This is a genomic window from Pseudomonas salomonii, assembly GCF_900107155.1.
Taxonomy (GTDB): domain Bacteria; phylum Pseudomonadota; class Gammaproteobacteria; order Pseudomonadales; family Pseudomonadaceae; genus Aquipseudomonas; species Aquipseudomonas salomonii.
The window spans coordinates 118425-141888 of record NZ_FNOX01000010.1; the positions used below are offsets into that span (position 1 = coordinate 118425).

At 59.5% G+C, this 23464-nt stretch carries 21 protein-coding genes and 1 pseudogene; 8 read left to right on the top strand and 14 right to left on the bottom strand.

All coding sequences use genetic code 11. The features are described 5' to 3' along the window. Positions 1 to 6: 6 nt before the first annotated feature. The 6 genes from ruvC to BLV67_RS22495 form a co-directional block, all read right to left on the bottom strand. Complete coding sequence (gene ruvC / locus BLV67_RS22470) at positions 7 to 531, bottom strand: crossover junction endodeoxyribonuclease RuvC (RefSeq protein ID WP_024077147.1); 525 nt, start codon at positions 529 to 531, stop codon at positions 7 to 9. Positions 532 to 689: 158 nt separating this feature from the next. Next, on the bottom strand, positions 690 to 1436 hold the full coding sequence (locus BLV67_RS22475; RefSeq protein WP_069788151.1) for a YebC/PmpR family DNA-binding transcriptional regulator: 747 nt from the start codon (positions 1434 to 1436) through the stop codon (positions 690 to 692). 137 nt (positions 1437 to 1573) lie between these two features. Beyond that, positions 1574 to 3349: an aspartate--tRNA ligase gene (aspS, locus tag BLV67_RS22480; RefSeq protein ID WP_056858570.1), complete on the bottom strand. Its 1776-nt coding sequence runs from the start codon at positions 3347 to 3349 to the stop codon at positions 1574 to 1576. A 107-nt stretch (positions 3350 to 3456) separates the two neighbouring features. Then, on the bottom strand, positions 3457 to 3678 hold the full coding sequence (locus tag BLV67_RS22485) for an FmdB family zinc ribbon protein (RefSeq protein ID WP_017139808.1): 222 nt from the start codon (positions 3676 to 3678) through the stop codon (positions 3457 to 3459). Between the two features lie 167 nt (positions 3679 to 3845). Then, positions 3846 to 4187, bottom strand: a complete 342-nt coding sequence (locus BLV67_RS22490) for a ribbon-helix-helix domain-containing protein (RefSeq protein WP_058422738.1) — start codon at positions 4185 to 4187, stop codon at positions 3846 to 3848. A gap of 181 nt (positions 4188 to 4368) precedes the next feature. After that, entirely contained in the window at positions 4369 to 4842 is a 474-nt protein-coding gene (locus tag BLV67_RS22495) for a Dps family protein (protein WP_003193874.1), read from the bottom strand. 412 nt (positions 4843 to 5254) lie between these two features. Between BLV67_RS22495 and BLV67_RS33510 the strand changes: the two genes are divergently transcribed. Further along, the gene (locus tag BLV67_RS33510; RefSeq protein WP_003193875.1) at positions 5255 to 5857 is read left to right on the top strand and encodes a cold-shock protein; all 603 of its coding nucleotides are present in this window, start codon (positions 5255 to 5257) and stop codon (positions 5855 to 5857) included. 84 nt (positions 5858 to 5941) lie between these two features. On the opposite strand, the gene BLV67_RS22505 is transcribed toward BLV67_RS33510, so the two are convergent. After that, complete coding sequence (locus BLV67_RS22505; protein WP_017139805.1) at positions 5942 to 6148, bottom strand: SlyX family protein; 207 nt, start codon at positions 6146 to 6148, stop codon at positions 5942 to 5944. A 3-nt stretch (positions 6149 to 6151) separates the two neighbouring features. Further along, positions 6152 to 6577 (bottom strand): HIT domain-containing protein, encoded by a 426-nt coding sequence (locus tag BLV67_RS22510; RefSeq protein WP_065930441.1) that lies wholly within the window; start codon positions 6575 to 6577, stop codon positions 6152 to 6154. A 741-nt stretch (positions 6578 to 7318) separates the two neighbouring features. Here BLV67_RS22510 and BLV67_RS22515 point away from each other — a divergent pair. After that, positions 7319 to 8590 (top strand): OprD family porin, encoded by a 1272-nt coding sequence (locus BLV67_RS22515; protein ID WP_069788152.1) that lies wholly within the window; start codon positions 7319 to 7321, stop codon positions 8588 to 8590. 191 nt (positions 8591 to 8781) lie between these two features. Here BLV67_RS22515 and BLV67_RS22520 read toward each other — a convergent pair whose 3' ends face one another. Beyond that, positions 8782 to 9624, bottom strand: coding sequence for a mechanosensitive ion channel family protein (locus tag BLV67_RS22520; protein ID WP_056858566.1), 843 nt, complete (start codon positions 9622 to 9624; stop codon positions 8782 to 8784). Between the two features lie 136 nt (positions 9625 to 9760). After that, entirely contained in the window at positions 9761 to 10246 is a 486-nt protein-coding gene (locus BLV67_RS22525) for a YajQ family cyclic di-GMP-binding protein (RefSeq protein ID WP_003209785.1), read from the bottom strand. Positions 10247 to 10369: 123 nt separating this feature from the next. On the opposite strand from BLV67_RS22525, the gene BLV67_RS22530 reads away from it, so the two are divergent. Genes BLV67_RS22530 through BLV67_RS22540 form a run of 3 tightly spaced genes read left to right on the top strand, consistent with a single transcriptional unit; the run spans position 10370 to position 13951 of the window. Then, positions 10370 to 11287, top strand: a complete 918-nt coding sequence (locus BLV67_RS22530) for a putative 2-dehydropantoate 2-reductase (RefSeq protein WP_065930440.1) — start codon at positions 10370 to 10372, stop codon at positions 11285 to 11287. Positions 11288 to 11333: 46 nt separating this feature from the next. Beyond that, positions 11334 to 13370, top strand: a complete 2037-nt coding sequence (locus BLV67_RS22535; RefSeq protein ID WP_065930439.1) for a sensor histidine kinase — start codon at positions 11334 to 11336, stop codon at positions 13368 to 13370. Positions 13371 to 13372: 2 nt separating this feature from the next. Next, the gene (locus tag BLV67_RS22540) at positions 13373 to 13951 is read left to right on the top strand and encodes a cob(I)yrinic acid a,c-diamide adenosyltransferase (protein ID WP_069788153.1); all 579 of its coding nucleotides are present in this window, start codon (positions 13373 to 13375) and stop codon (positions 13949 to 13951) included. A gap of 108 nt (positions 13952 to 14059) precedes the next feature. On the opposite strand, the gene BLV67_RS22550 is transcribed toward BLV67_RS22540, so the two are convergent. The 3 genes from BLV67_RS22550 to secA all read right to left on the bottom strand — a co-directional run bounded on the left by BLV67_RS22550 (position 14060) and on the right by secA (position 19101). Beyond that, entirely contained in the window at positions 14060 to 15004 is a 945-nt protein-coding gene (locus tag BLV67_RS22550; RefSeq protein ID WP_069788192.1) for a Nudix family hydrolase, read from the bottom strand. Between the two features lie 19 nt (positions 15005 to 15023). After that, entirely contained in the window at positions 15024 to 16241 is a 1218-nt protein-coding gene (gene argJ / locus BLV67_RS22555; RefSeq protein WP_017139797.1) for a bifunctional glutamate N-acetyltransferase/amino-acid acetyltransferase ArgJ, read from the bottom strand. Between the two features lie 124 nt (positions 16242 to 16365). After that, a complete protein-coding gene (gene secA, locus BLV67_RS22560; RefSeq protein ID WP_017139796.1) occupies positions 16366 to 19101 on the bottom strand; it encodes a preprotein translocase subunit SecA in 2736 nt (911 codons plus the stop codon). A gap of 305 nt (positions 19102 to 19406) precedes the next feature. Between secA and BLV67_RS22565 the strand changes: the two genes are divergently transcribed. Then, positions 19407 to 19862, top strand: a complete 456-nt coding sequence (locus BLV67_RS22565; RefSeq protein WP_056858560.1) for a DUF721 domain-containing protein — start codon at positions 19407 to 19409, stop codon at positions 19860 to 19862. A 4-nt stretch (positions 19863 to 19866) separates the two neighbouring features. Here BLV67_RS22565 and BLV67_RS22570 read toward each other — a convergent pair whose 3' ends face one another. Next, positions 19867 to 21345: a helicase HerA-like domain-containing protein gene (locus BLV67_RS22570; RefSeq protein WP_069788154.1), complete on the bottom strand. Its 1479-nt coding sequence runs from the start codon at positions 21343 to 21345 to the stop codon at positions 19867 to 19869. 204 nt (positions 21346 to 21549) lie between these two features. Between BLV67_RS22570 and BLV67_RS33735 the strand changes: the two are divergent. Together BLV67_RS33735 and BLV67_RS33740 are read left to right on the top strand one after the other, a co-directional pair. Beyond that, positions 21550 to 22581: pseudogene (locus BLV67_RS33735) on the top strand (HAMP domain-containing protein); the annotation flags it as partial. A 93-nt stretch (positions 22582 to 22674) separates the two neighbouring features. Then, a complete protein-coding gene (locus tag BLV67_RS33740) occupies positions 22675 to 23439 on the top strand; it encodes a methyl-accepting chemotaxis protein (protein WP_370589484.1) in 765 nt (254 codons plus the stop codon). The last annotated feature ends 25 nt before the right edge of the window (positions 23440 to 23464 follow it).

Genomic DNA, 23464 nt, shown 5'->3' on the forward strand with positions numbered 1-23464 from the left:
ATGCTATCAGAGACGCAGCCGCCCGCCACGACTGCGTGCGGTGCCCAAGCCATGCGGCAAGAGGCTGGAACGCGTGTGCGCATGGCAAATGGCGATGGCCAGGGCGTCGGAGGCGTCGATTTGCGGCTTTGAGGTGAGCTTGAGCATGTGCATGACCATCATCTGCACCTGCTCTTTATTCGCCGCGCCGGTGCCGACCACGGCCTGTTTGACCTGGGTCGCGGTGTATTCGGCGATTTCCATGCCCTCCTCCGCACCGGCCACAATAGCAGCGCCACGGGCCTGGCCGAGCTTTAAGGCAGAATCGGCGTTTTTGGCCATAAAGACCTTTTCGATACCCATGGTGACCGGCCCGTAGGTCTGGATCACTTCACGCACGCCGCGGTACACAATCTGCAGGCGCTCGGCCAACTCGCCCGCGCCGGTACGGATGCAGCCCGAAGCGACATAGACGCAGCCACGCGGGGTGTGTTGCACCACGCCAAAACCGGTGATGCGCGAACCGGGGTCGATACCTAGGATTAAAGTCATAACGCCTGCGGGTTGGGTAAACACATTTTCTTAAACAGAGAAGATCCAATGTGGGAGCGGGCTTGCTCGCGAAAGCGATCTGTCAGTCCGTATATGAGTTGACTGAAACACCGCTTTCGCGAGCAAGCCCGCTCCCACATTTTGATCTACATCATCCCTCAGACTAGCTGTGCTGCCACTTCTTCCGGGATGTCGGCATTCGAGTAGACGTTCTGCACATCATCCAGGTCTTCGAGCATGTCCAGCATCTTCAGCACTTTCTGCGCGCCGTCCAGGTCCAGTTCGGCGCTGGTGGTCGGCAGCATCACGATTTCTGCGTCGGTGCCTTTCAAACCAGCCGCTTCCAGGGCGTTACGCACGGCGTAGAAGCCCGCGAACGAGGTGAACACATCGATGGAACCGTCTTCATTGGTCACCACATCGTCGGCATCTGCCTCCATGGCCGCTTCCATCAAAGCGTCTTCATCGGTGCCGGGGGCGAACGTGATCTGCCCCTTGCGCTCGAACAGGTAAGCCACCGAGCCGTCGGTGCCCAGGTTGCCGCCGCATTTGCTGAAAGCATGACGCACGGCGGCCGCGGTGCGGTTGCGGTTGTCGGTCATGCACTCGACCATCACCGCCACGCCGCCTGGGCCGTAGCCTTCGTAGCTCAGCTCGACCATGTCGTCGGTATCGGCAGCGCCGGCACCACGGGCCACGGCGCGATCAATGATGTCGCGGCTCATGTTGGCGCCCAAAGCCTTGTCCAGCGCCAGGCGCAGACGTGGGTTGGAACCTGGGTCACCACCGCCTTGGCGGGCGGCGACGGTCAGTTCGCGAATCCACTTGGTGAAGATTTTGCCTTTCTTGGCATCCTGACGCTCTTTGCGGTGCTTGATGTTCGCCCACTTGGAATGGCCAGCCATAACACAACTCCGAAAATTCTCTAGAAACCTTATCAATCCCGCCCCAGGCAGGAATTCCCTCTTTTAAACGCAAAGGCGCATCCGAAGATGCGCCTTTTTGACTGCGTACAACTTTATCGCGCTTTCACGCCGCAGCCTTACTCAGCCTTCGGCGTCTCGCGCAGACGGATGTGCAGTTCGCGCAACGCCTTGGCATCCACCACGCCCGGTGCCTGGGTCATGACGTCCGCAGCACTCTGGGTTTTCGGGAAGGCGATCACTTCACGGATCGACTGGGCGCCGGTCATCAGCATCACCAGACGGTCCAGGCCGAACGCCAAGCCACCGTGCGGCGGCGCGCCGTACTTCAGAGCGTCGAGCAGGAAGCCGAACTTCTCTTCCTGTTCCGCTTCGTTGATGCCCAACAGGCGGAACACCGCTTGCTGCATCTCTTTGCGGTGGATACGGATCGAACCGCCACCCAACTCGGTGCCGTTGAGCACCATGTCGTAGGCACGCGACAGCGCGCCGGCCGGGTTGGCTTCCAACTCTTCAGGCGAGCACTTCGGCGCGGTGAACGGGTGGTGCAAGGCGCTGAAGCTGCCGTCGTCGTTCTCTTCGAACATCGGGAAGTCGACGACCCACATCGGCGCCCACTTGCAGGTCAGCAGGTCCAGGTCGTGGCCGAGCTTGATGCGCAACGCGCCCAGGGCTTCGCTGACGATCTTGGCCTTGTCGGCACCGAAGAACACGATGTCGCCATCGACAGCACCGACGCGGTCCAGGATCGCGTTCAGGTTGTCCAGCGGGATGTTTTTCACGATCGGCGATTGCAGGCCGTCAACGCCATTGGCGCGCTCGTTGACCTTGATGTACGCCAGGCCCTTGGCACCGTAGATGCCGACGAACTTGGTGTAATCGTCGATCTGCTTGCGCGGCATGCTCGCGCCGCCAGGCACGCGCAGGGCGGCGATGCGGCATTTCGGGTCGTTGGCCGGGCCGCTGAACACCTTGAAGTCGACTTCCTTGAGCTGGTCGGCCACGTCCACCAGTTCCAGCGGGATACGCAGGTCCGGCTTGTCGGAACCGTAGCGGCGCATGGCTTCTTCGAAGGTCATGTGCGGGAATTCGCCGAATTCCAGGTCCAGCACTTCCTTGAACAGGTTGCGGATCATTTGCTCGGTCAGGCCCATGATCTCTTTTTCATCGAGGAAGCTGGTCTCGATGTCGATCTGGGTGAATTCCGGCTGGCGGTCAGCGCGCAGGTCTTCATCGCGGAAGCACTTGGCGATCTGGTAGTAGCGGTCGAAGCCGGCGACCATCAGCAGTTGCTTGAACAGCTGCGGCGATTGCGGCAATGCGAAGAAGGAACCGGCGTGGGTACGGCTCGGCACCAGGTAGTCACGCGCACCTTCCGGGGTGGCCCGGGTCAGGATCGGCGTTTCGACGTCGAGGAAGCCGTTTTCGTCGAGGAAGCGGCGAATGCTGGTGGTCATGCGCGAACGCAGGCGCAGCTTCTCGGCCATTTCCGGACGACGCAGGTCCAGGAAGCGGTAGCGCAGGCGGGTTTCTTCGCCCACGTCGGAGTATTCATTGAGTGGGAACGGCGGGGTTTCCGACTCGTTCAGCACTTCCAGTTCATAACCCAGCACTTCGATGGCGCCGGAGGCCATGTTGGCGTTTACAGCACCGGCCGGGCGCAGGCGCACCTTGCCGGTGATTTTAACGACGTATTCGCTGCGCACGCGGTCGGCGGCGGCGAAGCTCTCGGCGCGGTCCGGGTCGAACACCACTTGGGCCAGACCATCACGATCACGGATATCGAGGAAGATCACCCCGCCGTGGTCGCGGCGACGGTGAACCCATCCGCAAAGGGTGATTTCCTGACCATCCAGGGTCTCGTTCAGTTGGCCGCAATAGTGGCTGCGCATCATGGTAGTGGTTTCACTTCTCGTAATTCGAAATTCGGTGGAGGCTCGCCTCGTCACCGTACAGTTAAGCAGGGGACGGATAATGCAGGAGCCTGCGCGTAGAGTTCAACTCAGTCTGCTTTGTCGCCGCCCGCCAGATTCTTCTTGGCGCCGGTCTTGAAGTCGGTCTCATACCAGCCGCCGCCGCTCAGGCGGAAGCCCGGCATGGACAACATCTTCTTCAGCTCAGGTGCCTGGCAGGCAGGGCAATCGACCAGCGGCGCGGCGCTGATCTTCTGAATGGCTTCCAACTGATGACCACAGGAAGCACATTGATAATCGTACATGGGCATGGAGATGTCTCGGCGATCAGATCGTAACTGCGCCACGCCCACCCTGTGGATAAGCCGGGGCGCGCAGCAAAGCGCGGGATTATATCTGGTAAATCGACACAGCGCAGCCGGCTTTCTGCCCGAAGCCTGGCCCGCCTTGACGGTGGGCCCGCTTCGCAACCGGCGGATTAATCCAGGCCCGTGGCGCTGACACGATCTTTTAATACGTGGACCACGCACACCACCCGCACCAACCCGCTGAAGTTCTTCACTCCCCCGTAACGCAAATGCACTTCCCGATCGACATACGACAGCAACGCGCTGACTGAACAGGCATTGATCCTGGCTATCTCCGTGAGGATATTCCAATAGATCTGCTCAAGACGCAGGCAGGTGGAAAACCCATTGAGCCTGACCGACCGGGACAATGGCTTGGCCAGTCCCATGTCGAACCCTTTGGCAAAGGGGTCGACCTTTATCTTGTGAAAACCGGCGGTTTCCATCACTCCATTACCCACTCCGCGTGACATACACCTGACACTCCATTGCCAAACAGCAGCCCATGGGTTTCTCCCATTGGGCAGTGGGCCTATAAAACAGCAGGGCGAGAGGAGCAGCCAGAAGACGCGGATTGGAAAGTTGTAGGACAACGCCAGGAAATGCGGAGAAACAAGCGAGCGGCGCCAGGAAGGCGCCGCTCAGGGGGTGCTTTTATTGGTTTTCAAGCAAGGAACGCAGCATCCACGCGGTTTTCTCGTGAACCTGCATGCGCTGGGTCAACAGGTCGGCGGTCGGCTCGTCGCTGACCTTGTCGAGCAATGGGAAAATACCGCGCGCGGTGCGGGTGACGGCTTCCTGGCCGGCCACCAGTTGCTTGATCATCTCTTCGGCGCTGGGCACGCCCTCTTCTTCCTTGATCGAAGACAGCCGGGCATAGATCGAATAGGCTCCCGGTGCCGGGAAGCCCAGGGCACGGATACGCTCGGCAATGGAGTCCACCGCCAGTGCGAGTTCGTTGTACTGCTCCTCGAACATCAAGTGCAGCGTACGAAACATGGGGCCCGTGACGTTCCAGTGGAAGTTGTGGGTTTTCAAATACAGTACATAGGTATCGGACAGCAGCCGTGAAAGCCCATCGACGATGGATTTACGGTCTTCTTCACTGATACCAATATCGATTGCCATGTTTTTCCCCTTCAATTGACGAACATTCATTGATCAGGTGCAGGACCACTCTAGCAAGAGTGCCGGCGGTGTGCAGCCCGGCACCGGCCGGGTGAGATGCGGCAAATTGCCCCGCTCGGCCGACAAAGCCTTTGCACAGCGAGAAAGCCTCTAAATGTCGCGCAAAACAGCCGCACCCGTCTAGGACAAGTGTTTTACGCAGAAATGCTATTGCCCTTGCAACGCCCCGAAATGCTTGATTTGAGTAGGCACAGCCTTTGCTGTTAAATAGGCGGCGTGTGGTTACCGTTCATTTCTGCGGGACACCACATAGGCTGATACCCGCGCACGTGCCCAACGCCTCCCATTGTTCAGAAGCGAACCGTGCCAGTCAGCTCTTCCTTGTGATCCGTCTTAACGTGAGTTAATCAAAATGTTGAAAATCGTCCACCTCCTGACGGGCGTTGCAGCTTTGCTGCTGTCCTTTATTCCGAGTCTGCAGCCTGAAAGCCTGCCGTACCTGGAACAACATGACGCCCTGTACCTGGCCTTGTTCGGCCTTCTTAACCTGACGCTCGCACCGGTAATCCCTTACTGGAACAAAGGCACGCGTCATCAACTGCAAAACCTGGTCAGCGCGCTGCTGGTACTGACCGTTGTCGTGCAAACCCTCACCCTCCTGGCACCTATGCCTGAAGTGGGCGGCCACCCGGCCATCCTGCTCAGCCTGGTGATTGCTGTGGTCGCCATCGTTCTTCACCTGGCCATCAGCTTCTACCGTTCGTCGCCTGCTGCGGCGTCGCAAAACTACGACATGACCAACCGGGATACCGGGACCGTCAAGTGGTTCAACACGTCCAAAGGCTTCGGCTTTATTTCCCGCGATTCGGGCGACGATATCTTCGTCCACTTCCGGGCTATCCGTGGCGAAGGCCATCGCGTCCTGGTCGAAGGCCAGCGCGTGGAGTTCTCCGTCATGAACCGCGACAAAGGCCTGCAAGCCGAAGACGTGATTGCGGCCCTGCCGCGTCGCTGATTCCTACCCGCAGCGCATAAAAAACCGCGATCCGGCTGAGCCGGATCGCGGTTTTTTTATGTGCGGCCATTAATGCCGTGGCTATCAATAATGTGGCGGTGGTGCTTCTTCTTCGGAGGTCTCGAACTGCCCGCCCATTTCTTCCTGGCGCTTGAGCAGCGCCGTCATCTGCATCTGCAGGCGTTCAACCGCACGCTGCTGGGTGACCAGAATGTCATTGAGGGTCTCGATGGTATCGTCCTGGAACGCCAGGCGACTTTCCAGATCGGTAACGCGGTCTTGCAGGTCCATGATTCAGTCCTGGGTAAAGATGAAGTCGGCAGGTAACAACCCGCGCAATTGGCCGCGAATCGCCGCCACTTGCTCATCGGTATAAGGCCGTGCCGGGTGTTTGCCCCAGACCGGTGCCGGCCAGGCCGCATCGTCACGCTTGCGCACAATGACATGCACGTGCAACTGGCTGACCACATTCCCCAGCGCACCGATGTTCATTTTGTCGGCGGCCAGCCCTTCATTGAGCAACTGCGCCAGGGTGGTCGTCTCTTGCCACAACCGGTGTTGATCGGCGACATCCAGTTGAAACACTTCGCTGATACCGTCGAGGCGTGGCACCAGGATGAACCACGGGTAGTTGGCGTCGTTGGACAGCAGCAGGCGGCAGAGCGGAAAGTCTCCAATGGCCAGTGTGTCTTGTTGCAGGCGTTGGTCTAAGGCGAACACGCGGCACTCCGTTCGGCAGGTCAATTTCAGGTGCTCAGCATACCTTCGAATGCCCAAGGCTTCACGGCGAATGCGGGAGCGTTGAGGCCACTGAGCGAAAAAAGCACGCACCCTTTCGAGGCAGGCAAATATTTGAGCTACGCTAAATCGGGCCTCAGCGGGATGCACCAAAATGACCCACCCGTGCCTCAAAGGGATCCGCCAATTACCCACTCAAGGGGTGAACCGGTAACGCTTTGCCCTGGCACAGTTTTTTTGTACCTCCCAAAAGGTGTTTCAGCGGGGCGTCAAGCCCAAACCAAACGACGTAAGAAGCCCGTGCTTATGCGGTTTTTACACGGCCGTAACGTTTTTCACGAAAAAATGACATTCGGTTACCGCTTTGTGCACGCTTGTTGCATTCACACCCGTATCGTCGGCAACGGCACCCGTTTGGATACGGGTGTTACGCGATAAGAACAGTAGCGTTCAGGTGCATTTCAAGGATGAGTTCAAACTTCGCAAGGGGTAGGAATACCGCACTTTAGTTGTCAGCCTGGTGACACTCAGGCTGTGAATTTGCGACAGGGAAATAGCAATTTACGACAGCCTCGTAAAGAAGCTGAAAGGATAGATGAGTAAGTATCGTCAATAGGGTCTGCGTGATATAACTTTGCGCCGACACAAAAAAGAAAGAGCCGCCCAGATAAAAATACAGGTGGGACGGCAGTACTCTTCCTAAAACCAAAGGAGCAAATCACGATGCGCGTGATGAAGTGGAGCATGATCGCCCTGGCTGTATCAGCAGGCACCTCGCAGTTCGCAATGGCGTCCGCCCAGGACGACTCCAAGGGCTTTGTTGAAGACAGCACGTTCAGCATCAATACCCGTTTGCTGAACTTTCGTCGGGACTTCCGTAATAACGATACCGGCAAGAGCTACACCAATGAAACCGGCCTGGGCTTCAACGGTCTGTTCCAGTCCGGCTACACCCAAGGCACCATCGGTGTCGGTGTTGACGTGATCGGCCTGCTGGGCGTGAAACTGGACAGCGGCAAGGGTCGCTCGGGCACTGGCCTGTTCCCTACCGGTGCCGACGGTCGCTCGCAAGACGACTACTCCAAAGGCGGCGGCGCGGTTAAATTCCGCATCTCCGACACTGTGCTTAAAGTCGGCGACCAGTACACCACCGCGCCGGTATTCGCTTCCGACGACAGCCGCTTGCTGCCAGAGCTGCCGCAAGGTATCTCGATCACCAGCAACGAGATCAAGGGCCTGAAACTCGAAGGCGGTCACTTCACCTCGAGCGTGGCACAAGCACAGACATACCGTGACAGCCTGGGCCTGACCAAAACCGACTTTATCGGTGGTGTCTACGCCCTGACGCCGGAAGTCAGCGCCAGCCTCTACTACGCGAAGACCGAAGACTACTGGAAGAAAACCTACGCCAACCTGAACTGGACTCACGCGCTGAGCAACGATCAGTCCCTGGCCGTTGACTTCAACATCTACAGCACCAAAAGCGATGGCGCCGGCCTGCAGCGCGCAGAAAAAGACAACACCACCAAACTGGATAACCGTGCGTACAGCTTGCAAGGCGCGTACACCATCCAGGCTCACACGTTCACCCTGGCCTACCAGAAAGTCAGCGGTGACGGTGACTACGGCTACGGCGTAGACGGCGGCGGCACGATTTTCCTGGCCAACTCCATCGCCCGTTCCGACTTCAACGCTGAAGACGAAAAATCCTGGCAAGCTCGCTACGACCTGAACATGGCCACTTTCGGCGTGCCAGGCCTGAGCTTCATGACTCGTTATGTCAGCGGCAGCGGCGCCAACACCGGCACCACTTCGAACGGCAAAGAGTGGGAACGCGACATAGAAGCCAAGTACGTGGTTCAGAGCGGCCCGGCAAAAGACCTGAGCCTGCGCGTTCGTCAAGCGACCTATCGTTCGTCTGATGGCGTGTACTACGGTTCGGCGTCGATCGACGAACTGCGTCTGATCGCGCAATACCCGCTGAACATCTTGTAATTAGCGGTTTAATTACAACGATGACTTAAGGCGTAAGCCTTAACTAAAAAGCCGCTCCCCTGTTTTGCAAGGGAGCGGCTTTTTTATTTCAGATTTATTACACAAGAAAAATAACTAGCAAGCTAAGTAACTATGTTGGCCGTACCCATCGAACTTGACCTATCGGCCAAGTTCGACAACCTGCCGCTTAGTTATTTGGCAAGCGGTTCTTGCATCACGCGAATAACTCGCTGCGGAAACGGAATATCAATACCCGCCCCTTTCAAACGATCACGCGCCAGTTCATTGAGCATAAACACTACATCCCAATAATCCGGGGTATTTGTCCAGCAACGCAGAGAAACAGTGATCGAACTGTCACCCAGGGTCGACACCACGGCCGCAGGCGCCGGGTCAGCCAGTACGCGTGGGTCTTTGGCCAGCTCCAGCAGCACTTCACGGGCTTTCTGCAGGTCGGCCTCGTAGTCGACACCCACATCAAACACCACTTTGCGGGTCGGCTGACGGTTGGTGTTGGTGATGATGCCGTTGGACAGGATGCCGTTGGGCACGATCACAGTCTTGTTGTCGCCGGTACGCAGCACGGTGTGGAAGATCTGGATGCTGTCGACTGTCCCGGAGGTGCCCTGGGCTTCGATCCAGTCACCAATGCGGAATGGGCGGAACAGCAGAATCAGCACGCCACCGGCGAAGTTCGCCAGGCTGCCCTGCAACGCCAAACCGATGGCCAGGGTAGCGGCACCGATCGCGGCGACAAACGAGGTGGTGGCCACGCCGATCATCGAGGCCACGCTGACAACCAGCATGACTTTCAGCGCAATGTTCGCAAGGCTGGTGATGAAATGCTGCAACGCCAGGTCTGCGTTACGGATGGCCAGCAAGCGCCCCACGCGGTGGGTCAATACGTTGATCAGCCACCAGCCGATGGCCAGGGTGATTACCGCCAGCAACACGCGGCTGCCGTATTCCATGATCATGGGGATCCAGGACTGCGAGGTCTTGATCAGGTGATCCATTTCAGCGTTTAAATCCATCTATCTTCTCCTGTTGCGCGGATGTGCGGCTTAATTGACTGCCTTAAAACGCAAATGAGCCCCGAAGGGCTCAAGTGTAGGCACTGTTTCCGGGGCGTGGGACGTTAAAAACGCTCACAGGTTCCCCAATGTGCCATCAGTCGCGGAAGTTATTGAACTGCAGCGGCATGTCGAAGGTCTTGGCGCGCAGGGCGGCGATGGCTTCTTGCAGGTCGTCCCGCTTCTTGCCGGTGATACGCACCTGCTCACCCTGAATGGCGGCCTGGACTTTCAACTTGGCGTCTTTGACGTGAGCGACGATCTTCTTCGCCAACTCCTTGTCGATACCTTCCTTGAGCACGGCTTCCTGCTTCATCAGCTTGCCGGAGGCGTAGGCGTCCTTGATTTCAAGGCACTGTGCGTCGATCTTGCGCTTGACCAACGACAGCTTGAGGATCTCGATCATCGCTTCCAGCTGGAAATCGGCTTCAGCGGTCAGGTTGACGGTCAGTTCCTTTTCCTTGAACTCGAAGCTGCCCTTGCCCTTCAAGTCATAGCGACGGTCCAGTTCCTTGACGGCGTTTTCGACGGCGTTGGTGACTTCGTGTTTGTCCAGTTCGGATACCACGTCGAACGAAGGCATGTCATTTCTCCAATATAAGGGGCGGGCTCAGTAAAGATGGAGCGCGCCCAAGCTAAAATGCCGAGGCATTATAGCGGTTCTTTCGCACCATTCATCGCAGGCGACCCTACGGAGCACAAACTGATGTCGACCACCTGGCATATTCTCGGCGCCGGCAGCCTGGGCACCCTCTGGGCCACGCGATTGTCGCGCGCAGGCCTGCCTGTGCGGCTGATAGTGCGCGACGCCGCGCGCCTGGCCAGCTATCACAAGGCGGGCGGCCTGACCCTGGTGGAACACGGCATAGAAAATACTTACCCGGTGATCGGCGAAACACCCGACAGCCCCGAGCCGATTCATCGCCTGCTGGTAGCGTGCAAAGCCTACGATGCCCAAAGTGCCATCGCACAGCTGCAACACCGGTTGGTACCGGACGCTGAATTGGTCCTGCTGCAAAACGGCCTTGGCAGCCAGGATGCGGTGGCCGCGCAATTGCCCCAGGCCCGCTGTCTCTTTGCCTCCAGCACTGAAGGCGCGTTTCGTGACGGCGATTGGCGCGTGGTCTTCGCCGGCCACGGCTTCACCTGGCTGGGGGACGCGCGCCGCCCCACTCCCCCGCTTTGGCTGGACGACCTGCACGCCGCCGGCATTCCCCATGAGTGGAGCACCGACATCCTGACGCGTTTGTGGCGCAAGCTGGCGCTCAATTGCGCCATCAACCCGTTAACGGTGCTTTACCAGTGCCGCAATGGCGGCCTGCAAGCCCACCAATGCGAAGTCGCGACCTTGTGCGCCGAACTGAGCGAGTTGCTTGAATGCTGCGGCCAACCCGCCGCCGCCCAAGACCTGCACACTGAAGTGGAACGGGTGATCCAGGCCACCGCGGCCAATTATTCGTCCATGTATCAGGACGTGGCCGCCAGCCGCCGCACCGAAATCAGCTACCTGCTCGGTTATGCGTGCCAGGCCGCAGCGCGCCATCAATTGGGACTGCCGCATCTGCAACAGTTGCAGGCGCGTCTGGTCGACTACTTGCACACACGCGGATTGGCCAGCGACTGAGGCACGCGCTACCCTGCCTACCTGTCTATTACCTGGAAAAAACCTGATGCCACTGCGCCAGCGTCTTGAAAACCTACCGGTAGGGCAGAAACTGCTGGCCGCCCTGCTGGTGCTGTTGACCACGGTATTGCTGGTGGCCAACCTGACGTTTATCAGCGCCGCCTATTGGATCTCTCAGGAAAGCATGGCGCCCCAGGCGTTGCAGGCCATCGGTCGATTGGTGTCCAACCCGTCGCTGGCCGCCGAAGCCCTTGAATCCCCGACCAAGGCCGACGCCCTGCTCAATGAGCTGACCAGCTATTCGCCCTTGCGCGCCGCTGCGCTGTACGACGGCGAAGGCACCTTGCTGGCGCAGATGCAGCACGGCAACCGCCTGCACCTGCCGGAAAACTACCGGCATATCGAAGCCTGGCGCCTTACCGAGTTTCGCAGCAACCAGGTCATCACCCTGCCCCGCACCGGCCAGCCATCCGGGCATTTGCTGTTGGTGGCCAGCAGTGAGTTGCCGGTGGCGTTCTATACCGGCACATTGACCGCCAGCCTCGGCATCCTGATTTTCAGCGTATTGCTGTGGCTGGTCATCGCCCGCCAGATCAAGCGCCTGATCACCCGCCCGATCCATGAGCTGGAAGAACTGTCACGCCAGGTGACGCGCGAAGAAAACTACGCCCTGCGTGCCGGGCGCGGCAACCATGATGAAATCGGCAGCCTGGCCGAAGCCTTCAACACCATGTTGTCGCGCATCGAAGCCCGCGAGCAGCAGCTCAAGCGTGCGCGGGACGACTCTCAGGCCGCCTACGACCAAGCCCAGGGCCTGGCCGAAGAAACACGCCACACCAACCGCAAGCTGGAACTGGAAGTGCAGGTGCGCAGCAAGATCGAGAAAAAGCTCACCGGTTTCCAGAACTACCTCAACAGCATCATCGACTCGATGCCGTCGGCGCTGATCGCCCTGGATGAACAGCTTTACGTCACCCAATGGAACCAGGAAGCCACGGCACTTTCCGGCACGCGCCTGGATGAAGCGCTGAACCAGCCGATCTTCCTCGCCTTCCAGCCGCTCAAACCGTACCTGCCGCAGATAAAAGCCACGGTGGAGCAGCACACGGTGGAGCGCATTGAGCGTGTCACCTGGATCAAGGATGACGAACCCAAGCATTACGCCCTGACCTTCTACCCGTTGATGGGCGGTGCCGGGCGCGGCGTGGTGATCCGTATCGACGACATCACCCAGCGTTTGTCCCTGGAAGAAATGATGGTGCAGTCGGAAAAAATGCTCTCCGTGGGCGGCCTGGCTGCGGGCATGGCCCATGAAATCAACAACCCGCTGGGGGCGATCCTGCATAACGTGCAGAACATCCGCCGGCGCCTGTCTCCCGACCTGCCGAAGAACCTGGAACACGCCGAACAGGCCGGAATCGAGCTGGAGACGGTCAACCATTACCTGCAAAGCCGCGAAGTCCCGCAATTGCTTGATGGCATCCAGCAAGCCGGCGCGCGGGCGGCGAAAATCGTCACCCATATGCTCAGTTTCAGCCGCCGCAGCAACCGCCAGATGGCGCCGTGCGATTTGCCCGCACTGATCGACCAGGCCGTGGAAATTGCCGGTAACGACTTCGACCTGACCATCGGCTTCGACTTCAAGGGCCAGGCGATCATCCGCCAGTTCGACCCCCAACTGGGCCCGGTGCCGGGCACCGCCAACGAGCTGGAACAGGTGCTGCTCAACCTGCTGAAAAACGCCGCGCAAGCCATTCACCTGCGTGAAGACGACAGCGAGCCGGGGCGCATCATCCTGCGCACCCGCCTCAACCCGCCGTGGGCGGAAATCCAGGTGGAAGACAACGGCATCGGCATGAGCGAAAACGTGCGCAAACGCACCTTTGAGCCGTTCTTTACCACCAAGGAAATCGGCCAAGGCACCGGGCTTGGGCTGTCGGTGTCGTACTTCATCATCACCAACAACCATAAAGGCCAGATGGAAGTGCATTCCACCCTCGGCCAAGGCACCTGTTTTACCCTGCGCCTGCCGTTGGCCGGCAGCCAGATGCCACCCTATGAACTGACTCAACTGGAGCAATGACCATGGGCTTTCGCCTGTCGAAGATCTACACCCGCACCGGCGACCAGGGCGAGACGGGCCTGGGTGACGGCCGTCGCGTACCCAAGGACCACCCTCGCGTGGAGGCGATTGGCGAGGTGGATACGCTCAACAGCCAACTGGGCTTGCTGCTGGCCAACCTTGAAGAACAGAGCGGCAAGCACCCGCAGCTCAACGAGATCATCGAGGTGCTTACGCCGTGCCAGCACCGCTTGTTCGATTTGGGCGGTGAGTTGGCGATGCCCGTGTACAAAGCGTTGAATGCCGCAGAAGTCGACCGGCTGGAAGCGGCGATTGACCGTTGGAACGAGGAAGTCGGGCCGCTGGAGAACTTCATCTTGCCCGGCGGTTCGGCGCTGATTGCCCAGGCCCATGTGTGCCGGAGCCTGGCGCGCAGTGCCGAGCGGCGGTGTCACCAGTTGAATGCGATGGAGCCGTTGGAAGGCGTGGGGCTTGCGTACATCAATCGGTTGTCGGATGTGTTGTTTGTGGCGGCGCGGGTGATTGCCAAGCGCCAGGGTGTAGCGGAAGTGTTGTGGCAGGCGGCGGCGAAGCCCCACTAAGATCGTTCCCACGCTCTGCGTGGGAATGCAGCCCTGGACGCTCCGCGTCCCAAAGCGTGACGCGGAGCGTCACAATAGGCATTCCCACGCGGAGCGTGGGAACGATCATCATGCCTCAGGCCAATACGCGCGAATGCCTGCCACGCCTTGAGCCCCGGCTGCCCAAGCCTGTTCCCGCTCGTCCGGCCCAACCCCGCCCAACAGAAACACCGGCTTGCTGAACCCACGGATCAACTCTACCGCCTGTTCCCAACCCAAAGGCTGGGCATCGGGATGAGTCTGGGTCGGCTGCACCGGCGACAGCGTGACAAAATCCACGTCCATCATCTCTGCCAGTGCCAGCTCCTCAGCGTTGTGGCAAGAAGCCGCCAACCATCGATCCTTCGGCAGCGGTCGGCCTTTGCTCGCATACTTACGCAGTTGCGCCGAGGTCATGTGCCAGCCGGCGGCAGGGAAATCCCCCAGCCATTCGAACGGCCCTTTAAGCATCAGTTGCGCCTTGCCGGCACACAAGCCCACCGCGTCCACCGCCAGGTCACGGTATTTAGGGTCGTAACCGTTGGGCGCACGCAGTTGAATCAGCTTGATGCCACCGGCAATGGCTTTTTGAATGCCCCGCAGCAGGGTCGGCGTTTCCAACTCGCCCGGGGTGATCAGGTAGTCAGCGGGCAAACGGGCAGCGGCAACAATCGGTGCATTCGCCGCCGGAAACTCATAGTTGAGCAAGTCCCGTGGCACCACCCATTCCAGTGGTTGCCCTTCTGCACCGTGGGGCTCGCCGGTAAAAGCCGAGACTTCCCAGACATCCAGCAACACCTGCTTGTCCGGGTAGTCATGCTGCACCTTGATCAACGGGCGCGCCGTGGTCACCAGGATGCCCAGTTCTTCCTGCAATTCGCGGGACAACGCGGCAACGACCGATTCATCCGCCTCTACCTTGCCGCCGGGAAACTCCCAGAGGCCGCCTTGATGCTGGGTGTCGGCACGGCGTGCCAGCAGGATCCTGCCGTCAACGCCACGGATCACCGCTGCTGCTACATGCACTCGTTTCACCACGCGTTCCTCTTGACTGTCAGGTGCGGTATTCCGCGTTGATCTTCACGTACTCGTGGGACAGGTCGGTGGTCCAGATGGTTTCGCTGCACTCGCCGCGACCCAGCTCGATGCGGATGGTGATTTCTTCCTGCTGCATCACCGCCGAGCCCTGGGCTTCGGTGTAGGTTTCGGCGCGGGCGCCACGGCTGGCAATGCACACGTCGCCGAGGAAGACGTCGATCTTGCTGACGTCCAGGTCCGGCACACCGGCACGGCCGACGGCGGCGAGGATGCGGCCCCAGTTCGGGTCGGAAGCAAACAGTGCAGTCTTGATCAGCGGCGAGTGGGCCACGGTGTAACCGACATCCAGGCATTCCTGGTGATTAGCGCCGCCGTTGACTTCAACAGTAACAAACTTGGTTGCGCCTTCACCGTCACGCACGATGGCCTGAGCCACGTCCATGCACACCTCGAACACCGCCTGCTTCAGCGCGGCGAACAGCGCGCCCTCGGTAGAGGTGATTTCCGGCAGGTTGGCCTGGCCGGTGGCGATCAGCATGCAGCAGTCGTTGGTCGAGGTATCGCCATCGATGGTGATGCGGTTGAACGACTTGTTGGCACCGTCGAGCATCAGGCGCTGCAGCACGTCGCGAGAGACTTTGGCGTCGGTGGCGATGTAGCCGAGCATGGTGGCCATGTTCGGGCGGATCATGCCCGCGCCCTTGCTGATGCCGGTCACGGTGACGGTCACGCCGTCGTGTACAAACTGGCGGCTCGCGCCTTTTGGCAGAGTGTCGGTGGTCATGATGCCGGTGGCCGCAGCTGCCCAGTTATCCACAGACAGGTCATCCAGTGCGGCTTGCAGCGCGCCTTCGATTTTTTCCACCGGCAGCGGCTCACCGATCACGCCGGTGGAGTATGGCAGCACTTGGCTGGCATCGACGCCGGTCAACTGGGCCAGCTTGGCGCAGGTGCGCGCAGCGGCAACCAGGCCTGGCTCGCCGGTACCGGCGTTGGCATTGCCAGTGTTGGTCAGCAGGTAACGGATCGAACCTGCCACGCGTTGCTTGGCCAGGATGACCGGTGCGGCGCAAAACGCGTTGAGCGTGAACACGCCCGCAACCGTCGAGCCTTCGGCACAGCGCATCACCACTACATCTTTGCGCCCCGGGCGCTTGATGCCGGCCGAAGCGATACCGAGTTCAAAACCGGCGACCGGGTGCAAAGTGGGCAAAGGACCAAGACCAACAGCCATGAATGCGCTCCTTAAAGAATAGGTGATGTCTGTACCGTCGCGATCAACGGTGAAATTAATGGCAAAACGCCGCGACGGCAAAGGCCGGTCGCGGCGCAGGGTGTTGCAGCGTCAGGCAAAAATCTTAGTTGATTTCGCCGTGGCAGTGTTTGAACTTCTTGCCCGAACCGCACCAGCACAGCTCGTTGCGGCCCAGCTTCTGGTCATTGCGGACCGGGGCTTGAGCCAAGGCCACATCGACCTCTTCGCCCAAGGCTTCCGGCGCTTCCAGACCCGGTGCTTCGTCATGCTGGAACTGCATGCGCGCAGCCAGTGCCTCGGCTTCCTGACGCAGGCGGGCTTCTTCCTCGATCGGGTCTTCGCGACGCACCTGAACGTGGGAGAGCACGCGAATCGAATCGCGCTTGATCGAATCCAGCAGCTCGGAGAACAGCGTGAACGACTCGCGCTTGTACTCCTGCTTCGGGTTCTTCTGGGCGTAGCCACGCAGGTGGATACCGTGACGCAGGTGGTCCATGGTCGACAGGTGGTCTTTCCACAGGTCGTCCAGCACGCGCAGTACGATTTGTTTCTCGAAGGTGCGCAGTGCTTCGGCACTCGCCTGCTCTTCTTTCTCGTTGTACGCGGCCAGAAGCTCGGTCATCAGCTTCTCGCGCAGGGTTTCTTCGTACAGGTGGTCGTCTTCGTCCAGCCACTGTTGAACCGGCAAGTCCACACCGAAGTCGCTCTTCAACGCGGCTTCCAGGCCGGCAACATCCCACTGCTCAGGCAGGGACTGTGGCGGAATGTGTGCGCTGACGGTGGCGTTGAGCACGTCCTGACGGAAGTCAGCGATGGTTTCGCCAATGTTGTCGGCGGCCAGCAACGTGTTACGCATGTGATAGATCACTTTACGCTGTTCGTTGTTGACGTCATCGAACTCAAGCAGTTGCTTACGAATGTCGAAGTTGCGCCCTTCAACCTTGCGCTGGGCCTTCTCGATGGCGTTGGTCACCATACGGTGCTCGATCGCTTCACCGGACTGCATGCCCAGGGCTTTCATAAAGTTCTTCACCCGATCCGAGGCGAAGATACGCATCAGGCTGTCTTCCAGCGACAGATAGAAGCGGCTCGAACCGGCGTCACCCTGACGGCCGGCACGACCACGCAACTGGTTGTCGATACGGCGCGATTCGTGACGCTCGGAGGCGATTACCTGCAAACCACCGGATTCCAGCACCGCCTGATGGCGTTTCTGCCAGTCAGCCTTGATCTGGGCGATTTGCTCAGGGCTTGGGTTTTCCAGTGCTGCAACTTCCACTTCCCAGTTACCGCCCAACAGGATGTCGGTACCACGACCGGCCATGTTGGTGGCGATGGTGAGTGCGCCAGGGCGACCGGCCTGGGCGATGATCTCGGCTTCTTTTTCGTGGAACTTGGCGTTGAGGACCTTGTGCTCGATGCCTTCCTTGTTGAGCAGGTTGGACACGTGCTCGGAAGTTTCGATGGTGGCAGTACCCACCAGAATCGGACGACCCTGGGCCATGCCGTCCTTGATGTCATTGATGATTGCCGCGTACTTCTCTTCGGCCGTCAGGAACACCAGGTCGTTGAAATCTTTACGCGCCAGCGGCTTGTTCGGTGGAATCACCATCACGGCCAGGTTGTAGATCTGGTGGAACTCGAACGCTTCGGTGTCGGCTGTACCGGTCATGCCGGACAGTTTGTTGTACAGACGGAAGTAGTTCTGGAAGGTGGTGGAGGCCAACGTCTGGCTTTCGGCCTGGATGTTGAGCATTTCCTTGGCTTCGATGGCCTGGTGCAAGCCTTCGGACAGACGGCGACCCGGCATGGTACGGCCGGTGTGTTCGTCAACCAGTACGACCTGGCCGTCCTGGACGATGTATTCGACGTTGCGATGGAACAGCTTGTGGGCGCGCAGGCCGGCATACACGTGGGTCAACAGGCCCAGGTTGTGCGCCGAGTAGAGGCTTTCGCCTTCGGCCAGCTCGCCGATCTGGGTCAGCATCTCTTCGACAAACTGGTGGCCGGCTTCGTTGAGTTCGACCTGGCGGGTCTTCTCGTCAATGGTGAAGTGACCTTCTTTGGTCACCACGCCTTCCACTTCCTCAACGTGCTGCACCAGGCGCGGGATCAACTTGTTGATCTCGGTGTACAGGCGCGAGCTGTCTTCGGCCTGGCCGGAGATGATCAGCGGGGTACGTGCTTCGTCGATGAGGATGGAGTCGACTTCGTCGATCACGGCAAAGTTGAGTTCGCGCTGGAATTTTTCTTCCATGCTGAACGCCATGTTGTCGCGCAGGTAGTCGAAACCGAATTCGTTGTTGGTGCCGTAGGTGATGTCACACGCATAGGCGGCGCGCTTTTCTTCCGGCGGCTGGAACGGCGTGACTACGCCGACGGTCAGGCCGAGGTATTCATACAGCGGGCGCATCCAGTTGGCGTCCCGGCGGGCCAGGTAGTCGTTCACCGTCACAACGTGCACGCCCTTGCCGGACAGCGCGTTGAGGTAAACGCCCAGGGTTGCCACCAGGGTCTTGCCTTCACCGGTACGCATTTCGGCAATCATGCCTTCATGCAAGGTCATGCCGCCGATCAATTGCACGTCGAAGTGGCGCATGCCCATGACACGCTTACCGGCTTCACGGGCGACCGCAAAGGCTTCAGGCAACAGCTTGTCGAGGGTTTCACCTTTGGCTATGCGGGCCTTGAACTCTTGGGTCTTGGCGCGCAATTGCTCGTCCGACAGGGCAACCATCTGCTCTTCGAAGGCATTGACCAGCTGCACCGTCTTGAGCATGCGTTTGACTTCGCGCTCATTCTTGCTTCCAAAAAGTTTCTTTAACAAAGGCGCAAACATATCGGCAGGTTCTTCCACACATAGGGATGGAGGGCGCACCGTGAGTGGCCCGAGCAGCCCTCACGGCCGCATGCGAACGCGCATTCTACCCGGAATCGTGGGTGAGGAAAGTGGCGTTATTCCCCGATGCTGGCATGGCGCTGTGAGAGGGCTTGTTTAAAATAAGGGCTTTTGCTGGAACTTCAACCCATCAAGCGCAGAAGTTACCTATTGATTTCACTCGCTTTGCCCTGCTATCGCTTTGCCTGGGGCCGCACAGGCGCTTTCTGCTAAGATGGCGGCTCTGTTACTTAAGGTGTCTAAACATGGCGTTTCGCCCACTTACAGCCCGCGCGCCCAGCGTGTTGCTCCGCGAAGCCAAACCGTTGAAAGCCATCTTCGGCCACGCGCAACGCTTGGGCCATTTGCAACGCCTTGTAGAAAGCCAGCTGCAACCTGCCGCCCGCGAACATTGTCATGTGGCGTCGTGGCGCGAAGGCAATTTACTGTTAATTGTCACCGACGGGCATTGGGCCACCCGCCTGCGCTACCAGCAAAAACGCTTGCAGCGGCAATTAATGGCATTTGATGAGTTTGCCAGTCTGACCCGCATCCAGTTCAAGGTGCAGCCGCCCACCGTGCAGCAAGGCGCAGTGGGCCACACCATGGACCTGTCGCAGAATGCGGCCGAAACCATTCAAGCCACGGCCGACGGCATCAGCGATCCGGGCCTGCGCGCAGCGTTGGAGCGGTTGGCCGCCCACGCCAGGCCCAAGCCCTGAACCGCTACTTGCGTTTACTGCCGCCCAGCAACGAGCCCAATAACCCGCGCACCAACTGCCGTCCCATTTGATTGGCCGCCTGCTGCATGGCGGATTTGAGCGCCTTGCCCGCGGTAGTCCCCAGGAACGCCCCGGCCTTGTCGGTAAAGCTCGGCTCTTCGCCGGACGGCTTGGCCTCCTCGGTCGGGCCAAGCTCCTTGCGCGCCATCAGCACTTCATAGGCCGACTCACGGTCAATCGGCTTGTCGTAGCGCCCCAATAAAGGCGAACTGGCGATGATCGCAGCGCGTTCAGCCTCGGAAAGCGGCCCGATCCGCGATTGCGGCGGCGCCACCAGCACGCGCTGGACCACTTCCGGCGTGCCCTTTTCCTGCAACGCCCCCACCAGCGCCTCACCGGTGCCCAACTCGGTGAGCACCGACAAGGTATCGAACGCCGGGTTGGGGCGAAAACCGTCCGCCACCGCACGCAGGGATTTCTGCTCTTTGGTGGTGAACGCCCGCAAGCCATGCTGGATACGCAGGCCCAGTTGCGCCAATACCGTGTCAGGCAAATCCCCCGGGGATTGAGTGACAAAGTACACACCCACGCCCTTGGAACGGATCAATCGCACCACTTGCTCCAGGCGATCCTGCAATGCCTTGGGCGTATCGGCGAACAATAAATGCGCCTCGTCGAAAAACAGCGCCAGCAACGGTTTATCGGCATCGCCACGCTCCGGCAGTTGTTCGAACAACTCGGCCAACAGCCACAGCAGGAAGGTCGCATAGACCTTGGGCGCCTCATGCACCAAGCGGCTCGCGTCCAGCAGGTGAATGCGCCCGCGACCATCGCCGGCAGGCTGCAAGATATCTTCAAGTTGCAGGGCCGGCTCGCCGAACAAGGCTTCGGCGCCCTGCTGCTCGAGCACCGCCAAACGCCGCAACAGCGCCTGGCTGGAACCGGTGGTCATCAGCGCCGCATCGTCGCCCAGCAGTTGCGGGTGATAACGCAAGTGGTTGAGCAACGCCTTGAGGTCTTTGAGGTCCAGCAGCAACAGGCCTTCGCGGTCGGCCACCTTGAAAGTCGCATAGAGCGCCGATTGCTGGCTGTCGGTGAGTTCCAGCAGGCTGCCAAGCAGCAACGGCCCCATTTCGCTGATGGTGGTGCGAAGCGGATGACCGGACTGCCCGTGGATATCCCACAGCGTTACCGGATAAGCCTTCGCCGTGTAATTAAGGAAAGGCATGCCCGCAATGCGCTCGGCCACCTTGCCTTGCGGGTTGGCCGCAGCGCCAAGGCCGCACAAGTCCCCCTTGATATCAGCGGCAAACACGGCCACACCCGCGTCGCTGAAGGCTTCCGCCAAGCGCTGCAACGTGACGGTTTTACCTGTACCGGTGGCGCCGGCAATCAACCCGTGACGGTTGGCCAGGCGCATGGCCTGAGCGATGGGCTGGCCGTCCAGGCCGGCGCCGATAAGGAGTTGCGAGGAATCAGGCATTTCGTCACCTTTGGTTAATCTTTAGTGCCGTCAGGTCGATACAGACAGAGGTAAGACCTACAAAGTCTAAAAATAGGTCAGATAGTTCTCACAGGGACCACCGGAATTATCACACGCAGTATCACACCTTTTTTGACGCTGTCATTTTGCGCGTCCCACGAGGACGCGCTTCGGATATTAAGACCTTAGCGGACCCTACAAGCCATGAATAAAAACCTGCGCTTCAGCCACAAAATCCTGCTTGCAGCCTCCCTTATCGTCATCGCCGCTTTTGCACTGTTTACCCTCTACAACGACTACCTGCAACGCAACGCGATTCGCGACGACCTCGATAATTACCTGCATGAAATGGGTGATGTCACCGCCAGCAACATTCAAACCTGGCTCACCGGGCGGATTGCCCTGGTCGAAAATGCCGCACAGAACATCGCCATAAACCCTGAACCCGCCGTGGTTGCCGGCCTGCTCGAACAGAAAACCCTGACTTCCTCGTTCATGGCCACCTACGTGGGTGACAGCAAAGGCGCCTTCACCATCCGCCCCGACACCAAAATGCCAGACGGTTTCGACCCACGGGTGCGCCCTTGGTACAAAGGCGCCCAAAGCAGCAACGGCTCAACCCTCACCGAACCTTACATCGACGCGGCGACCGGCCAGTTGATCATTTCCGTGGCCACCCCCAGCGCCAGGGCCGGGCAAAGCATCGGTGTGGTCGGCGGCGACCTGAGCCTGCAAACCCTGGTGGATAACATCGGCGCGCTGAACTTCGGCGGCATGGGCTACGCGTTCCTGGTCAGCGCTGACGGCAAAGTGCTGGTGCACCCGGACAAGAACCTGGTGATGAAGACGCTGGCCGACATGTACCCGAAAAACACCCCGAAAATCAGTGGTGATTTCAGCGAAGTCGAAGCCAATGGCAAAGACAACATCGTGACCTTCACCCCCATCAAAGGCCTGCCGTCGGTGAACTGGTACCTGGGTATTTCGGTGGATAAAGATAAATCCTTCGCCATGCTCAGCAAATTTCGCACCTCGGCCGTTATCGCCACGATCATTGCGGTCGTGATCATCATCGCGCTGCTCGGCATGCTGATCCGAGTGCTGCTGCAACCCCTGCACGTGATGACCCGCGCCATGCAGGACATCGCCGATGGCGAAGGTGACCTGACCCGCCGCCTGAACATCCAGAATCACGACGAGTTCGGCACGCTGGGTAACGCATTCAATCGCTTCGTGGAGCGCATTCATACCTCGATTCGCGAAGTGTCCTCGGCCACCGAGCAGGTCAATGAAGTGGCCCTGCGAGTGGTCAGCGCCTCCAACTCGTCGATGGTCAACTCTGACGAGCAGGCCAACCGCACCAACAGCGTGGCTGCGGCTATCAACGAACTGGGCGCGGCTGCGCAAGAAATCGCACGTAACGCCGCCCAGGCGTCCCATCAGGCCAGCGATGCCCGGCACCTGGCCGAAGATGGCCAGCAAGTGGTCGAGCGTAATATCAAGGCAATGAACCAACTGTCCGAGATGATCAGCGCCTCCAGCAGCAATATCGAAGCGCTCAACAGCAAGACCGTGAACATCGGGCAAATTCTGGAAGTGATCACCAGCATCTCCCAGCAAACCAACCTGCTGGCGCTGAACGCCGCGATCGAAGCGGCACGTGCAGGTGAAGCCGGTCGCGGGTTTGCGGTGGTGGCCGATGAGGTGCGCAACCTGGCGCACCGCACTCAGGAATCGGCGCAACAAGTGCAAAAGATGATTGAAGAGTTGCAGGTCGGCGCCCGGGATTCGGTCAGCACCATGAGTGAAAGCCAGCGCCATAGCCTGGAGAGCGTCGAGATCGCCAACCTGGCCGGTGAGCGTCTCAACAGCGTGACCCAACGCATTGGCGAGATCGACGGCATGAACCAGTCTGTGGCCACCGCCACCGAGGAACAGACGTCGGTGGTGGAGTCGATCAACATGGACATCACCGAGATCAACACCCTCAACCAGGAAGGTGTGGAAAACCTGCAATCGACCCTGCGCGCCTGTACCGACCTGGAACAACAGGCCGCACGTTTGAAACAGCTGGTGGGCAGCTTCCGGATCTGATCCAAAGGCCCGCCGAGCGTTTAAG

Bases quoted from the DNA above. Each gene is read 5' to 3' on its own strand.
- BLV67_RS22540 (WP_069788153.1), top strand. From the start codon at position 13,373: ATGGGCTTTCGCCTGTCGAAGATCTACACCCGCACCGGCGACCAGGGC.
- BLV67_RS22515 (WP_069788152.1), top strand. From the start codon at position 7,319: ATGCGCGTGATGAAGTGGAGCATGATCGCCCTGGCTGTATCAGCAGGC.
- BLV67_RS22530 (WP_065930440.1), top strand. From the start codon at position 10,370: ATGTCGACCACCTGGCATATTCTCGGCGCCGGCAGCCTGGGCACCCTC.
- BLV67_RS22495 (WP_003193874.1), bottom strand. From the start codon at position 4,842: ATGGCAATCGATATTGGTATCAGTGAAGAAGACCGTAAATCCATCGTC.
- BLV67_RS33510 (WP_003193875.1), top strand. From the start codon at position 5,255: ATGTTGAAAATCGTCCACCTCCTGACGGGCGTTGCAGCTTTGCTGCTG.
- BLV67_RS22505 (WP_017139805.1), bottom strand. From the start codon at position 6,148: ATGGACCTGCAAGACCGCGTTACCGATCTGGAAAGTCGCCTGGCGTTC.
- BLV67_RS22475 (WP_069788151.1), bottom strand. From the start codon at position 1,436: ATGGCTGGCCATTCCAAGTGGGCGAACATCAAGCACCGCAAAGAGCGT.
- argJ (WP_017139797.1), bottom strand. From the start codon at position 16,241: ATGGCTGTTGGTCTTGGTCCTTTGCCCACTTTGCACCCGGTCGCCGGT.
- BLV67_RS33740 (WP_370589484.1), top strand. From the start codon at position 22,675: ATGGTCAACTCTGACGAGCAGGCCAACCGCACCAACAGCGTGGCTGCG.
- secA (WP_017139796.1), bottom strand. From the start codon at position 19,101: ATGTTTGCGCCTTTGTTAAAGAAACTTTTTGGAAGCAAGAATGAGCGC.
- ruvC (WP_024077147.1), bottom strand. From the start codon at position 531: ATGACTTTAATCCTAGGTATCGACCCCGGTTCGCGCATCACCGGTTTT.
- BLV67_RS22565 (WP_056858560.1), top strand. From the start codon at position 19,407: ATGGCGTTTCGCCCACTTACAGCCCGCGCGCCCAGCGTGTTGCTCCGC.
- BLV67_RS22490 (WP_058422738.1), bottom strand. From the start codon at position 4,187: ATGTCACGCGGAGTGGGTAATGGAGTGATGGAAACCGCCGGTTTTCAC.
- aspS (WP_056858570.1), bottom strand. From the start codon at position 3,349: ATGATGCGCAGCCACTATTGCGGCCAACTGAACGAGACCCTGGATGGT.
- BLV67_RS22485 (WP_017139808.1), bottom strand. From the start codon at position 3,678: ATGCCCATGTACGATTATCAATGTGCTTCCTGTGGTCATCAGTTGGAA.
- BLV67_RS22520 (WP_056858566.1), bottom strand. From the start codon at position 9,624: ATGGATTTAAACGCTGAAATGGATCACCTGATCAAGACCTCGCAGTCC.
- BLV67_RS22535 (WP_065930439.1), top strand. From the start codon at position 11,334: ATGCCACTGCGCCAGCGTCTTGAAAACCTACCGGTAGGGCAGAAACTG.
- BLV67_RS22525 (WP_003209785.1), bottom strand. From the start codon at position 10,246: ATGCCTTCGTTCGACGTGGTATCCGAACTGGACAAACACGAAGTCACC.
- BLV67_RS22570 (WP_069788154.1), bottom strand. From the start codon at position 21,345: ATGCCTGATTCCTCGCAACTCCTTATCGGCGCCGGCCTGGACGGCCAG.